The sequence below is a fragment of the Roseibium sp. genome (assembly GCF_965232425.1).
Lineage (GTDB): Bacteria > Pseudomonadota > Alphaproteobacteria > Rhizobiales > Stappiaceae > Roseibium.
Genome location: NZ_OZ246971.1, coordinates 173,295 through 187,163, shown reverse-complemented (window position 1 = coordinate 187,163; position 13,869 = coordinate 173,295). Strand labels below are relative to the sequence as shown.

The window sequence follows — 13,869 nt, the reverse complement described above, 5'->3', positions numbered from 1 at the left end:
TCTGGTTCAGGTGTGGAATCCGCGCTCGACCAACGAAGCGTGACCGCACACGATCCCGCCGGGATCAACCGGCTCCATCCCATTCGTTTTGTTCCAGAGGGGGAATGATCGTGAACATCACAACTCCATTGAAAAGTCTTTCACTTGCGGCATTGCTCGCGACGTCCGTCGCCTTTCCTGTGATCGCCGCGACACCGGCCGATACTTTCGTGATCGCGCGCAACACGGCCGATGCCATCACGCTCGATCCGGCCGAGTGCTTCGAATTCACCGGCAGCCGGATCGTTGCCAACATCTATGAGCGCCTGTTCCTGTTCGAGCCGGACGACCTGACCAAGCTTGTCGGCGGCATCGCGGAATCCTACGAGTTTTCCGAAGACGGCAAGAAGATCACCGTCAAGCTGCGTCCCGGACTGACATTCCACTCCGGGAACCCGGTGACGGCTGCGGACGTGGCCTATTCCCTGAGCCGCGCGGTCAAGCTGGACAAGACCCCGGCCTTCATCATCAAGCAGATCGGTTGGACCGCCGACAACGTCGATGAAGCCGTGGTGGCCGTCGACGAGGGTACGGTCGAGATCAACATCCTGGCGGACCTGTCGCCCGCACTCGTGTTGAACCTTCTGTCTTCCAGTGTCGCCTCGATCGTCGATATGAAGGAAGTGCAGAGCCACGAAGTCGACGGCGACATGGGGTATGCCTGGCTGAAGGACAATTCGGCAGGGTCCGGCCCCTACAAGTTGAAGACCTGGAAAGCCAACGAAGTCGTCATGCTGGAAGCCTTTGACGGTTATCGCCAGGGCAAGCCTGCCATGAACCGTGTCGTCATCCGCCATGTCGCGGAACCGTCCGCACAGCGTCTCTTGCTTGAAAAGGGCGACGTCGACGCTGCGATGGAACTAACGGCCGACCAGTTGAAGGGCCTGTCCGGCAACGCGGACGTTTCGGCGGAGAGTTATCCCAAGGGATACCTGATGTACCTGGCGTCCAACATGGACCATCCGGTCCTGTCCAAGCCCGAAGTTCGCGAGGCGCTCAAATACATGGTCGACTATGACGGTATGGTCGGCTCGTTCCTCGACGGTCAGTACAAGATCCACCAGAACTTCTGGCCGTCCGGCATGTGGGCTGCGGCTACGGATACGCCCTACAGCTACAACATGGACAAGGCCAAGGCGCTGATCGCCGATGCCGGCCTCGACGGCGACACGAAGATCACCATCGACACGCTCAACAAGTCGCCCTTCACCGAAGTGGCCCAGAGCGTGCAGGCCAGCCTGAAGGAACTGGGCATCGATTCCGAAATCATCCTGTCCGACGGTGCCACGCTCTGGCCGAAATACCGTGCACGCAAGCACGAACTCATTGTCGCGCGCTGGGGCCCGGACTATTCCGATCCGCATTCCAACGCCGACGCGTTTGCCCACAACCCGGACAACAATTTCGAAGCCAAGCTGACCGGCAAACTGACCTGGCGCAACGCCTGGCCGGCGGAAGGCCTGACGGAACTGACAGATCAGGCGGCCGCGGAATCCGATCCGGAGGTGCGTGAGGAAATCTACGCCAAGCTGCAGAAAATGGTTCAGGAGGACTCGCCCTTCACGATCATGTTCCAGGCGATCGGCACCTATGGCAAACGGGCCAATGTAGACGGCTTCGTCAACGGCGTGACGTCGGACCAGGCCTTCTACAAGACCGTGACAAAATAAATCGGATAGACCGGCCGCACTGGTCTTGAGAGCAGTGCGGCAGGCCGCATTCGGAATGAACCGCGCTTCTTCATGTCTCAGATGAAGAAGCGCGGCTTTGTGTAGGCAAGCAGGAACAACCGGGGGTTTCGTTCGCAATGAGCGACAGTTCCGCAGTGCAGCGCTCGGCGATGGATTTCAAGCCGTATCTGGGCGTGGCAAAAAAGATTGGTGGCGGCATCTTCATGCTGCTCCTGACCTTCATCGGCCTGACCGCGATCACTTTCATCATCGGCCGCATCATGCCCAACGATCCCGTTGTCGCGATCGTCGGCGACCGGGCGTCGAAGGAGGTCTATGATGCCATGTACCTGCAGCTCGGTCTCGACAAGCCGATCTGGCAGCAATATCTGATTTTCCTGGGTGACATCCTGCGCGGCGATTTCGGCAGTTCGGTGATGACCGGGCAGCCCGTAATCGAGGACATCAAGCGGTTCTTCCCGGCCACGCTGGAGCTGGCCACCATCGCGACGGTTGTCGGCGTGATCATAGGGGTTCCGGCCGGTGTGCTGGCTGCCGTGCGCCAGGGAACCCTGATCGATCATGTCGTCCGGGTCGTCGGCCTGCTTGGACATTCCATCCCGATCTTCTGGCTGGGCATGGTCGCCCTTTTGATCTTCTACGCAAAACTGGACTGGGTCGCGGGACCGGGACGGATCGATTTCTTCTATGACGGCATCGTCGACCCCGTGACCGGTGTCATCATGATCGATGCCGCCCTGGCCGGGGAGTGGGACGTTTTTCACAACGCCCTGTCGCATGTGATCCTGCCGGCCTCCATGCTGGCGATCTACTCGCTCGCCTATATCGCCCGCATGACCCGTTCTTTCATGCTCGATCAGCTGAACCAGGAATATGTTCTGACAGCCCGCGTCAAGGGCCTGCGCGAGGGCACGGTCATCTGGTATCACGCCTTCCGGAACGTCCTCGTTCAGCTCATCACGATCATTGGCCTGACCTATGCCAGTCTGCTGGAAGGATCGGTGCTGACGGAGACCGTCTTCGCCTGGCCCGGCATCGGCCAATACATCACGAATTCCCTGTTCAACGCCGACATGAACGCCGTCATCGGCGGCACGCTGGTCGTCGGGATCTCGTTCGTCTTCATCAACATGCTATCCGATATGCTCTACCGGATCGTCGACCCGAGGGCGAAATGATGTCGGAAACCGCGCTTGATCAGAAATCCGGTTCGTCCTCCTGGCTGCTGGCCGACTCGCCGAAAAACGCGTTCCAGGCAAAGTGCCAGCGCGCCTATATCGGCTGGCTGGCCTTCCGGTCCAATCCCATTGCCATGTTTGGGCTGGCCATCGTGCTCTTCCTTTGCCTCGTGGCCCTGTTTGCGCCGCTGATCGCGGGCGGGGACGGCACCACGCAGGATCTTGCCAACCGCCTTGCCCCGCCGAGCGCGGAACACTGGTTCGGGACGGACGAACTCGGCAGGGACATCTTTGCGCGCATTGTCTGGGGCTCGCGGGTCACGCTCTACATCATCTTCCTCGTCTCCATTATCGTGATGCCGATCGGGCTGATCATCGGCACGACCGCGGGGCTTCTGGGAGGGGTTGTCGATGCCACGCTGATGCGCATCACCGATATTTTCCTGGCGTTTCCGCGCCTGATCCTGGCGCTGGCATTCGTTGCCGTGCTCGGGCCGGGCCTGGAAAATGCCGTGCTGGCCATCGCCCTGACGACATGGTCACCCTATGCGCGGCTTGCCCGGGCCGAAACGCTGACCTTGCGCAACAGCGAATACATCATGGCGGCGCAGATCATGGGCGCCTCCCGGATCAGGGTGCTGTTCGCCCATATCATGCCGATGTGTCTCTCCTCCACCATCGTCCGCCTGACGCTCGACATGGCCGGTATCATCCTGACGGCGGCCGGCCTCGGGTTCCTTGGGCTGGGAGCGCAGCCGCCGCTTGCCGAATGGGGTGCCATGATCGCCTCCGGCCGCGACTATCTGCTTGATCAGTGGTGGGTTCCGACCATCCCCGGCATTGCCATTCTTGTCGTCTCGCTGGGCTTCAATCTCCTGGGCGACGGTCTTCGCGACGTGCTCGACCCGCGCAGCTCGGGAGGGCATTGACGATGAACGAGATGAAGATGGCCGGTTTTCAGTCAGACGACCCGAATGAAGCTCCCCTGATTTCGGTGCGCGATCTCCATGTCCGGTTTTCAACGCCCAAGGGCCCCGTCCACGCGGTACGCGGCGTCAGCTTCGATCTGGGGCGCGAGCGGCTCGGGATCGTCGGCGAATCCGGCTCGGGCAAATCACAGACCGGCCGCGCCCTCCTGCGCCTGACCGCCGGAAACGGCACGATCGACGCAAGTCGCATGATGTTTGACGGCATGGACCTGATGAAGGCCGGTGCGAAGACCATGCGCAGTATCCGCGGATCGCGGATTTCGATGATCATGCAGGATCCCAAATACTCACTCAATCCCGTGCTGACGGTGGGCACCCAGATTGCCGAATCCTGCCGCCGGCACGAGAACGTGTCCCGCTCGGAAGCGCGCCGGCGTGCTCTTGCGATGCTCGAGACGGTCCGCATCCGCGAGTCGGAGAAGGTCTATTCGCTCTATCCGCATCAGGTTTCGGGAGGCATGGGACAGCGCATCATGATCGCGATGATGCTGATCACCAATCCTCAGGTGATGATTGCCGACGAGCCGACGTCCGCGCTGGATGTGACCGTTCAGATGCAGGTCCTGTCTCTTCTGGACGACATGGTGCGCGAGCGGGGCATGGGGCTGGTGCTGATCAGTCACGATCTCAATCTTGTCTCCAGCTTCTGCGATCGCGTGCTTGTCATGTATGGTGGCCGCATCATGGAAACGCTCGACGCCAAGCACCTTGACCGCGCACAGCACCCCTACACGAAGGGCCTTCTGAACTGCCTTCCGCGTCTCGACGGAAAACACGATGATCTGCCGGTCCTCAAGCGGGATCCCGCCTGGCTGCACGAAACGCAGGACATGACCGGGGAGGCGGGCTGACGATGATCGATATTGAAAATCTCGGCATCGTCTTCGGTTCCGGAAAGTCCCAGATCACTGCGGTCAGGAACGTCAGCCTGACCGTCGCCGAAGGCGAGAGCTATGGCATCGTCGGTGAATCGGGGTCCGGAAAGTCAACCGTCCTGCGCGCCATGGTCGGGATCTATTCCCATTGGACGGGTACAATCCGGATCGCCGGTGAACCGCTCAAGACCAAAAGGTCCGTGTCGTCGCGCAAGCACATGCAGATGGTGTTTCAGGATCCTTACGGCTCTCTTCATCCACGCAGGACCATTGACGATACCTTGAGCGAACCGCTGATCATCCACGGGCTGAAGAACCGGGAAGACCGCGTTCTGAAGATCTTGAAGGAAGTGGGGCTCGGGCCGGAATTCCGGTTCCGGTATCCGCACCAGCTTTCCGGCGGCCAGCGTCAGCGCGTGGCCATCGCCCGGGCCCTGATCCTGGAGCCCAGGGTGATCCTGCTCGACGAACCCACCAGTGCGTTGGATGTGTCGGTGCAGGCCGAAATCCTCAATCTGCTGTCGGCGCTGCGCAAGACCCATGGGCTCACCTACATCATGGTGAGCCATGACCTGGCTGTCGTCGGCCACCTGTGCAGCCGGATCGCCGTCATGAACCGGGGCGAGGTCGTGGAGGAAATGAGCGAAGAGCAGATGCGCTCCGGCAACGTCCGGCACGACTACACGCGCCAACTCTGGACGGCATCTCAGGGGTATGACCGCGCCGCGCTTGAAACGTTCAAGGAATTTGCCTGAACCCATACACGCCCGCCGGTACCTGGTGCTAAGCTCTTCACAGGCTCCGCACCAAGCCGTGACTTGCATGACATCGGTTCGTGCTTATTTCAGGCGCGTTGAAACGCTGGAGGGTTGAACCATGGCAAACAGACCGCTGCGACTGGAATTTGACGGTGCGCATGGCGCAAAACTGGCGGCACGGCTCGATCTTCCGGCCGGCAAGATCCGCGCATTCGCGCTGTTCGCCCATTGTTTCACATGTTCCAAGGACATACCGGCAGCCCGCCACATCGCGGGTGCGCTCAGCGCCGAGGGCATTGCCGTCTTGCGGTTCGATTTCACGGGTCTTGGCGGCAGCGGCGGCGATTTTTCGTCGACGGGCTTTTCGTCCAATGTCGATGATCTCAAGCTCGCCGCCGACTTTCTGCGGACCAACTACGAGGCACCACAGCTTCTGATCGGTCATTCTCTTGGAGGTGCTGCGGTTTTGTCCGTCGCCGCGGATATCCCCGAAGTCCGGGCGGTCGTCACCATCGGTGCGCCGTCGGATGCCGATCATGTCATTCACAACTTCAAGGGATCTGTCGACGAGATCCGCGAAAAGGGATCGGGAAGCGTTGATCTCGCGGGGCGCTCGTTCACGATACGCAAGGAATTCCTGGAGGATCTGGAAGCGCAGACCGTTAAGGAAAGGACGGCGAAGCTGGGCAAGGCGCTTCTCGTCATGCATGCGCCGCTGGACGATACGGTCGGGGTCGAGAACGCCACCGAGATCTTCGTCGCCGCGAAACATCCCAAGAGTTTCGTGTCGCTCGACAAGGCGGATCATCTGCTGACCCGCGGTGAGGACGCTGCCTACGCGGCGAGGGTTATCGCGGGGTGGGCCAGCGGGTATCTGGACAGGGAGGACGCCTCGCGGCGGGACGAGACCGCAAAAGAGGGCGTTGGCGTCGTCGAAACCGGACAGGGCAAGTTCCAGGCGATGGTCGCCGCCGGCCAGCACCGGCTGATCGCGGATGAACCTGTCAGCTATGGCGGCTTTGACAGCGGGCCGTCACCGTATGATTTTCTGTCAACGGCGCTGGGTGCCTGCACCGTCATGACGCTGCGCATGTATGCGGACCGCAAGGGACTGAAGGTTGATCGGATCGGCACGCAGGTTCTGCACAACAAGGTGCACGCGGCCGACTGCGCGGATTGCTCGGAGGAACTGAAGGAAAAGGGCGGTAAGATCGACCGTTTCGAGCGGCTGATCACTCTGGAGGGAGACCTTGACGCCGCAACCCGGCAGCGCATGCTCGAAATCGCCGACAAGTGTCCGGTTCACCGCACACTGGAGCACGGTGCCGCCGTCATCACACGGGAAGCCGCATCTTCATGAGAGTTGGAGCGACAAGCGCAGGCAGCCCGGTCAGGCTGCCTGTTCTTCCAGAGTGCTCAGACGTACCTTCATGAACGACAGCAGGCGCCTTGCGTCCTTGTCCGTCAGTTCCTGGTAGTCGTTGATCCAGTTCTGGACGGTCGTTGCGGGCTGCTTGTTGTTTGCAGCACGTGCGCGGCACAGGGCAACGTAACCGTTCTTGTCGACACCAAGCGCCTTGCACAGCACGGCAACACCGGTCGCATCGTAGCGAACCATGACGTTCGTGATGTATTTCTGGTCGAGCCCGGCCAGTTCCGCGAGCAGGAAGCAGATGTCGAACAGGTTGTTGGACAGCGCCATCTGCGTCAGCGCCTGTCCGAGGGTTCCGCGACCTTCGCGGATGTCCTTCAAAGCGACCTTCGCATCGATGCGGGTTTTCTTGCGCTCCAGCTTCGTGCTGGCGACAACCTTGCTGGCCTCGTGGAAAAGCGTGCGCACGAGTTCCTCGTTGTCCTCGCGCATTTTCCTGATCTTGGTCTGTTGCTGCGCCGGCATCTGGGAAATCAGCTTCTCGTAGTCGTCTTCCGAGACATCCGCGCGTTCGATCATCGCGTCGCGGATCTTGTCGTCGCGCTCGGCGAGTTTCACGAGAAGGCGTCCACCCCAGTCGGACAGCTCTGCACCGGAGTTGGCCGCCACAGACTGTTTGACAGGGCTTTCCCCGCGCTCCAGCAGCACATCGGTGACCTTCGCTTCCAGGTGGTCACGTTTTGAAATGGCGAGCAGGTGGCCCTGGCCCATTGTCTTCGCGAGCCGCAGGATGTCATCGGATTTCAGCGCCTTGGATGTTGTCAGCATCGGGCGCGCAATCTCGATTTCGTCGCTGGCCAGTTCATAGGCAACGGCATGTGAGGTTGTGTCGATCGGAGCCAGCCGTTCGGAAACGGTCTGTTTCTGCTCCGCCTCCATCGACGGCAACATGCGTTCCAGCACGGCGTTGAAGAGCGATATTTCTTCCGTCTGATAACTGTTCGCACCGGTTACAAACAGGTCAGTGACATGTTCAACCAGCTTGTGGCGTTTTTCAGGAGAACTGTCCTGCGCTTGGTTGAGAAGATCATTGAGCATGTCGGATCCATCCATTCGTTTGGATCGGAGAATACCCTAGAGACAGTTTACAAGTGTCTAAAGAGTGGAAGGAAATTTGCGCAAGACTGCGGCTTCTATCGGCAGAAAAGCCAATTATCCCTGCGCGGGCCGCCTCGGATCGTCATGCTTGCCGCGCGGCACGCGGGCTTGCCGCAAGAACAGGCGAAGGCAGACGCGTTGAAAAAGGGGCAAAGGCGCAGTTTGCGTTCAGAGCTGCGTTACCTGTGGCGGACCTGCTCGGCGACGAGCCGCCACACCTGTTCCGCATGGCTTGCGGGTGCGAAGTGGCCCGCACCCGAGATCGTGGAAATGTCTGCCGGGCTGTGCTTCTCGACGAGAGTCCGGATGGTCCCGACCGGCGTGAGCGGATCTTCGGTGCCGTGTATGAACCTGGCTGTGATCTGCGTGATCGGCTCGGGAAGCCGGGCGCCCATCACAAAGTCATAGTCGTCAGAGATGCCGGCGACCGAACTCCGGTATAAGTCCGGAAACCATGCATGAACGGGTGTTGCGGTTTCCAGGCCTTCCATTGCCGATAGATCTGCCGGGGAAGCGTTGAACATGCGGTCAAGCATGGTCTTCGCCGTTGCCTGATCTGGATAGTGCCGGCTGAATTCCAGCGTGATCGCCCTGGAGAGGGAAGTTCCCTCACCCAGTGTCTTGTATCCGCCGTACAGGATGTCGGCGTAACTGTCGCGTTCGGTGTCCGCGCCCGCCGTGTTGGCGGAGAGCAGAACGAGTTGACTCAGGCGCTCCGGGAAGCGTCTTGCGTAGTGCAAGGCAAGAACGGCGCCCAGGGAGTGGCCAAGCAGTGTCACGTCTTTCATGGCGCGCCGTTCGAGAAACAGGTTGAGATCCTTGTAGCTCTCTTCGACGAGACTGTCGCCGGCGGCAAGATCAAGCATGGGCCGCGCATCAAGATAGCCCCGTCGAAGGGGCATAAGCAGGCGCAGGCCTTCGGTCTTAAGATGCTCGGCCGCGCCGGAAAGCAACATTCCGAACATCATTCCATGCAAGACAACAACAGGTATGCCGTCGGCCGGGCCTGCCTCGACACATCTGAGAATCTGTCCATTCCCGAGCCGTTCGACCACCAGGCGCGCATCGCGGCCGAGCTTTTCGGAAATGAAGGTTTCTGCGAAGGAGGCATGTCGCATTTCATCGTCGGCAATGACGCTGATGATGGACAGCTGGCCCATCAGAAGCCGAACCAGATCGAGCTGTCCGCTGCACTGCATTTTGGCTGCCGCGGTCTTGATCTGCGCGCGCTTCGTTTCCACGGTGACGTCATCCAGCGACGCAGCATGCCGCAAAGTTATGCCGGCGAGCAACTGGAATGCGACCCGCATCTCCGCGTCCGTCAGCCTGCTTTCGCTTTGGAAGGTCAGATGGATTTTCTTGAACACCTGAAAGTCGACGATGAAGCCGCGAATGCGCGGAACGGGTGCAGCTTGGGGAGTCGACACACGATCGGGCAGGAACAGTGTGAACCGGGTGCCATCTTCGTTGCACGTGACGCGGCCCGGTTCTGCGAAACCGTCTGCGACATCGCGCGCCATGGTTTCAAGTTCCGGGTCATCGGCGGGCGCTGAAACCATCTTGACCATGTAGTCGGACAAGTCCGTCGCACCGCCGCGCACAAACCTGCCCCGCTCATCGAAATCACACCATTTGAGAACCGCCTTGGTGTTCGTCTCGACGGACTTCAGGCGCTGGAGCGTTCCGTTCACAGCCTGTTCGATCCGTTCCTCGGGAAGGATCGAGAAAACCCGCGCCAGATTGTCTTTCACGCCACCTTGCATCGCAGTGCAACTACTCAAAAAGTCATGACGGCAATCGAAATCCGGATTGCCCCATGATCAATTCTAACAGTTAAAGAATTTTGCGGTCATTACCCAATTGGGGAATGCGATGAATTCGGAAATTTCCTAATCGATAATCAACCGGCAAGGTTGCACGAAGCGGCGTTCTCGCAGGAGCGCAAAGACCAAGAAGGGGCTGGGGAATACTTGAAGACATTTCTGCGCCCGCTTGGCTAGGCGAAGAAGGCGCACCATTTATTGAAGCAACTGCACGGCCGCATGTTCCACTTGTGTGGCCGTGCATTTTTTGTGCGAAGACAGGTACGGTGCGCGCCACGCCCGGTTCCGCAGGCCCGTGTCGGCGCCGGCGTCAGGCAGCCTGGTGCGTTGCCTGGCTTTCCAGTTTGGCTCTCATGACCGCGAGCAGGCGACGGGCGTCGGTTTCATCAAGCATGTGATAGTTGGTCAGCCACTTGCTGCCGGTGCTTTCGGGAAACTTCAGGTGCTTGCAGCGTTCCTTGCAGATTGCCTGGAACTCGCGTGCGCCGATGCCGCTGGCCCGGCACACGCTGGCGATTCCAGTTGCGTCAAAGCGGACCATGAGGTTGTGGACGTATTTCATGTCAAGGTCTGAAAACACCGAGAGAAGTCCGACGATGTCCAGGAGGTTGTGTTCGATGCACAGCTGGTAGACGGCCTTGTTCAGGTTGGTTTTGCCGAGCCTGATACCCGCGAGCCAGGCCTTCGGACTGATTTTCGACGGCTTTTTCTCAAGTTTCGGGCCTGAGGCGATTTCGCCGTCTTCCCGGAACAGGTCCTCGATGAGTTCCTCGTTGGACTTGCGCAGGTGCCGCATCCGGTCGCCCAGTTGTTTCGGGATCTCCTTGACCAGATCCTCGAAAACCGGCATTTCGAGCTCGGCGCCCAGGTTGGAGGCGATGGCCTGCTTGACTTCCTTGCCGCCGCGCTTGATCAGCTGCTGGGTGACTTTCTTGCTGATATGGTCCCGCTTGGCCATGGCAAGCAGGTGCCCCTGGTCTTTCAACTGGGCAATTTCGAGCAGGGTGTCGTCCGAGAGCGATGTCGACCGTTCCAGTATGGCCTGGGCGATCTGGATTTCGTCCTTGGCAATGGCACCGGCAAGTGTCGAGGACGTGGCTTTCACGTCTGCGAGTGTCTCGGACATTTTCTGGCGGGCTTCGGGCGTCAGGGAATCGTAAACCCCCTCCAGCATGTTGTTGAGGAGGTCGGTTTCCTTGGTCCTGTCTTCTTCGGAGCGCGACGAAAGCAGACCCGTTACGTGCTCTGCGAGCTCGTGTTTTTTCTCCGAAGAACTGTCCTTGGCCAGTTGAAGCAGCGAGTCAGTCATGATGTTACCCTATGAGGATAAGTATCATCACATTTTCTTTACATCTCGTGAAAAACGGCGTTCGAGTTGGACGAAATGCAATCCTTGGGTGCAGTTGACCTTTGCCCGGGCTTGCGGCATTTCAATTCCATGAGCAAACTTCCGGTTCTTTATTCCTTCCGGCGCTGTCCATACGCAATTCGCGCCAGGCTTGCGATCGCTTCCAGCGGCCGTCCGGTCGAACTGCGCGAAATTGTGCTTCGGGACAAGGCGCCGGAATTCCTTGAGGCTTCGCCTACGGCAACGGTTCCGTGTCTCAAGACAGGCGACGGGGTCATCGACGAGAGCTGGGACATCATGCTTTGGGCGCTTGAATTTGCCGACCCGGACAACTGGCTACAGCCGGAGCGGGCAACGATGGCCGACATGCGGGAACTGGTTCTGCAATGCGACGGTCCGTTCAAGTCGCATCTCGATCGCTACAAGTACGATGTGCGCTACGAGGATGCCGACAGGGAAGAGGAGCGGGCGCGCGCCGGAGTGTTTCTCTGCGAGCTTGATGAACGCCTGACGCGGGGACCGTGGCTGTTTGGCGGGTCCGCGTCACTGGCGGACTACGCGATCTTGCCGTTTGTCCGGCAGTTCGCGAATGCCGACCGCGCCTGGTTTGATGCGCAGAACTGGCATCCGCTGCGGAGCTGGCTCGAATCCTTTGAATCGTCCGGCGCGTTCCAGGCCGTCATGCCGAAGTGGACAAAGTGGGTTTCCGGCGACACACCGGTCAGGTTTCCGGCCTGAAACTGCGCCGCACACCGATTTTTAGTCGCATGTGGAACGGGTGTCCGGTTCGGCGATTATTCTGAATATCAATGAAAACAGTACTTTAGAAGCGCAGCTTGACTCTCCGTCTCGGTGAGGCGCGAACGTTACGAATTTGTAATTCCCCCGACAGGCAACGGTAAGGCACGACAACCTACTTTCTTCCTTGAGCCCGGAACGCAGATCCCCATGCGCTCCGTATTGGCCTCCAATAGTTATGTCGACAGAGGTAGAAAATATGCAAAATCGTGGGTCAGTCTCTCCCTTGCGTTCGCGCCGTGCCAAATTGCTGGCAGGTGTTGTCGCTCTGGGCGCCGCCGGTGCGTTGACCGCGCAGACGCTTGTTCCGAGCCAGCTGGCTCAGGCCGAAGCCGTCCGGGTCGATGCCGCGGCACCCGCGGACTTCTCCGATGTCGTGCGCACCGTCAGCCCGGCTGTCGTGAGCGTACGCGTCAAGCAGGCTGCTGAGCCGCGCATGATGAATTTCAACGGCGGCAACGGCGGCAATGGTTTCGAAGAGTTCTTCAAGGGCATGCCCGATGGCCATCCGTTCGAGCGGTTCTTCCGCGACTTCGGTGGCCGGGGCGGTGAAGAAGGCCGCAATGAGCGCCGTTCGCCGCGCCAGTACGGTATGTCGCAAGGATCCGGTTTCTTCATTTCCAAGGACGGATATGTCGTTACCAATCACCACGTGATCGACCGCGGCACCGAGTTCACCGTGATCGACAAGAACGGCGACGAGTACAATGCGACCCTCATCGGTTCAGACAAGCGCACGGATCTGGCGCTTCTCAAGGTCGAGAGCGGCGACGAGTTCACCTATGTGGACTTTGCCGACGAAGCACCGCATGTCGGTGAGTGGACCGTCGCGATCGGCAACCCGTTCGGACTTGGCGGCTCTGTGACCGCAGGGATCGTGTCTGCACGTGGCCGCGACATCGGTGCCGGCCCGTATGACGATTTCATCCAGATCGATGCACCCGTCAACCGGGGCAACTCCGGTGGCCCGGCGTTCAACATGAACGGTGAAGTGATCGGTGTGAATGCGGCGATCTTCTCGCCGTCCGGTGGCAATGTCGGCATTGCTTTCGCAATCCCGGCTTCGACCGCGCAAGATGTCATCATGGAGCTCAGGAACGACGGCACCGTTGTTCGTGGCTGGCTCGGCGTTCAAATCCAGAACGTGACTGATGACATCGCGGAAAGCCTTGGCCTCAAGGAGGCCCGCGGCGCCATCGTCGCGGAAGCGCAGGAAAACAGCCCGGCTGAGAAGGCTGGCCTGCGCTCAGGCGACACCATTCTTGCCGTTGACGGCACGAAGGTGGACGGCCCGCGCGACCTGTCCAGGATCGTTGCGGCTTATGAGCCGGACACCGAGGTCAAGGTTACGATCTGGCGCGACGACAAGGAGCAGGACATCTCCGTGACCCTCGGACGTCTTCAGGACCAGGAAAAGGTTGCGGAAGCTGCCGAGCCCCAGGTTGAAGAAACCAAGACCAGCCTGGACGATCTCGGCCTGGTCGTGACGACCAAGGCGGAAGCCGGTCTGGAAGGTGAGGGCGTCGTGATTGCGGAAATCGATCCGGACGGACCGGCCGCAGACAAGCGTCTTTCGACGGGTGATGTGATCCTCGAAGTCGCCGGTATGAAGGTCAATTCGGCCGACGATGTCCTCAAGGCGCTCGACAAGGCGGAAAACGACGGCCGCAAGGCGGTCCTCTTCCGGATCGAGACCAACGATACAACCCGGTTCGTGGCTCTGCCCATGAACCTGGCCTGATCAGGAACCGGTTCGTCTTGGAACCGGAACCTGACTGGCGGGACCGGCTTGCCCTCTGCCCCCAACCCCGACGGGCCGGTCTTCGCCATGGGTTTCGCC

The 13,869-nt window shown here is 59.9% G+C and carries 11 protein-coding genes; 8 read left to right on the top strand and 3 right to left on the bottom strand.

All coding sequences use genetic code 11. The annotated features are described in order from the left end of the window. The first annotated feature begins 110 nt into the window (after positions 1–110). The 6 genes from ACO08A_RS00905 to ACO08A_RS00880 all read left to right on the top strand — a co-directional run bounded on the left by ACO08A_RS00905 (position 111) and on the right by ACO08A_RS00880 (position 6,890). On the top strand, positions 111–1,709 hold the full coding sequence (locus ACO08A_RS00905; RefSeq protein WP_421982242.1) for an ABC transporter substrate-binding protein: 1,599 nt from the start codon (positions 111–113) through the stop codon (positions 1,707–1,709). A 170-nt stretch (positions 1,710–1,879) separates the two neighbouring features. Next, complete coding sequence (locus ACO08A_RS00900; protein ID WP_422041840.1) at positions 1,880–2,908, top strand: ABC transporter permease; 1,029 nt, start codon at positions 1,880–1,882, stop codon at positions 2,906–2,908. Beyond that, positions 2,905–3,837 carry an ABC transporter permease gene (locus ACO08A_RS00895; RefSeq protein ID WP_422039405.1) on the top strand — a complete coding sequence of 311 codons (933 nt, stop codon included), beginning with the start codon at positions 2,905–2,907 and terminating at the stop codon, positions 3,835–3,837. The genes ACO08A_RS00900 and ACO08A_RS00895 overlap by 4 nt, the downstream gene beginning before the upstream one ends. A 2-nt stretch (positions 3,838–3,839) precedes the next feature. Further along, positions 3,840–4,748 carry an ABC transporter ATP-binding protein gene (locus ACO08A_RS00890; RefSeq protein WP_422039404.1) on the top strand — a complete coding sequence of 303 codons (909 nt, stop codon included), beginning with the start codon at positions 3,840–3,842 and terminating at the stop codon, positions 4,746–4,748. A 2-nt stretch (positions 4,749–4,750) separates the two neighbouring features. Next, complete coding sequence (locus ACO08A_RS00885) at positions 4,751–5,527, top strand: ABC transporter ATP-binding protein (RefSeq protein ID WP_422039403.1); 777 nt, start codon at positions 4,751–4,753, stop codon at positions 5,525–5,527. Positions 5,528–5,648: 121 nt separating this feature from the next. Further along, positions 5,649–6,890, top strand: coding sequence for an alpha/beta fold hydrolase (locus ACO08A_RS00880; RefSeq protein ID WP_422039402.1), 1,242 nt, complete (start codon positions 5,649–5,651; stop codon positions 6,888–6,890). Positions 6,891–6,920: 30 nt separating this feature from the next. On the opposite strand, the gene ACO08A_RS00875 is transcribed toward ACO08A_RS00880, so the two are convergent. The 3 genes from ACO08A_RS00875 to ACO08A_RS00865 form a co-directional block, all read right to left on the bottom strand. Further along, positions 6,921–8,000: a DUF2336 domain-containing protein gene (locus ACO08A_RS00875; RefSeq protein WP_422039401.1), complete on the bottom strand. Its 1,080-nt coding sequence runs from the start codon at positions 7,998–8,000 to the stop codon at positions 6,921–6,923. 239 nt (positions 8,001–8,239) lie between these two features. Further along, the gene (locus tag ACO08A_RS00870) at positions 8,240–9,811 is read right to left on the bottom strand and encodes an alpha/beta fold hydrolase (protein ID WP_422039400.1); all 1,572 of its coding nucleotides are present in this window, start codon (positions 9,809–9,811) and stop codon (positions 8,240–8,242) included. A gap of 382 nt (positions 9,812–10,193) precedes the next feature. After that, a complete protein-coding gene (locus ACO08A_RS00865; protein ID WP_422039399.1) occupies positions 10,194–11,192 on the bottom strand; it encodes a DUF2336 domain-containing protein in 999 nt (332 codons plus the stop codon). A gap of 129 nt (positions 11,193–11,321) precedes the next feature. Between ACO08A_RS00865 and ACO08A_RS00860 the strand changes: the two genes are divergently transcribed. After that, the gene (locus ACO08A_RS00860; protein WP_422039398.1) at positions 11,322–11,969 is read left to right on the top strand and encodes a glutathione S-transferase; all 648 of its coding nucleotides are present in this window, start codon (positions 11,322–11,324) and stop codon (positions 11,967–11,969) included. 259 nt (positions 11,970–12,228) lie between these two features. After that, positions 12,229–13,770, top strand: a complete 1,542-nt coding sequence (locus tag ACO08A_RS00855) for a Do family serine endopeptidase (RefSeq protein WP_422039397.1) — start codon at positions 12,229–12,231, stop codon at positions 13,768–13,770. Positions 13,771–13,869: the final 99 nt, after the last annotated feature.

Coding starts and splice junctions, on each gene's coding strand:
- ACO08A_RS00900 (WP_422041840.1), top strand. CDS start 1,880: ATGGATTTCAAGCCGTATCTGGGCGTGGCAAAAAAGATTGGTGGCGGC.
- ACO08A_RS00895 (WP_422039405.1), top strand. CDS start 2,905: ATGATGTCGGAAACCGCGCTTGATCAGAAATCCGGTTCGTCCTCCTGG.
- ACO08A_RS00890 (WP_422039404.1), top strand. CDS start 3,840: ATGAACGAGATGAAGATGGCCGGTTTTCAGTCAGACGACCCGAATGAA.
- ACO08A_RS00885 (WP_422039403.1), top strand. CDS start 4,751: ATGATCGATATTGAAAATCTCGGCATCGTCTTCGGTTCCGGAAAGTCC.
- ACO08A_RS00880 (WP_422039402.1), top strand. CDS start 5,649: ATGGCAAACAGACCGCTGCGACTGGAATTTGACGGTGCGCATGGCGCA.
- ACO08A_RS00875 (WP_422039401.1), bottom strand. CDS start 8,000: ATGCTCAATGATCTTCTCAACCAAGCGCAGGACAGTTCTCCTGAAAAA.
- ACO08A_RS00865 (WP_422039399.1), bottom strand. CDS start 11,192: ATGACTGACTCGCTGCTTCAACTGGCCAAGGACAGTTCTTCGGAGAAA.
- ACO08A_RS00860 (WP_422039398.1), top strand. CDS start 11,322: ATGAGCAAACTTCCGGTTCTTTATTCCTTCCGGCGCTGTCCATACGCA.
- ACO08A_RS00855 (WP_422039397.1), top strand. CDS start 12,229: ATGCAAAATCGTGGGTCAGTCTCTCCCTTGCGTTCGCGCCGTGCCAAA.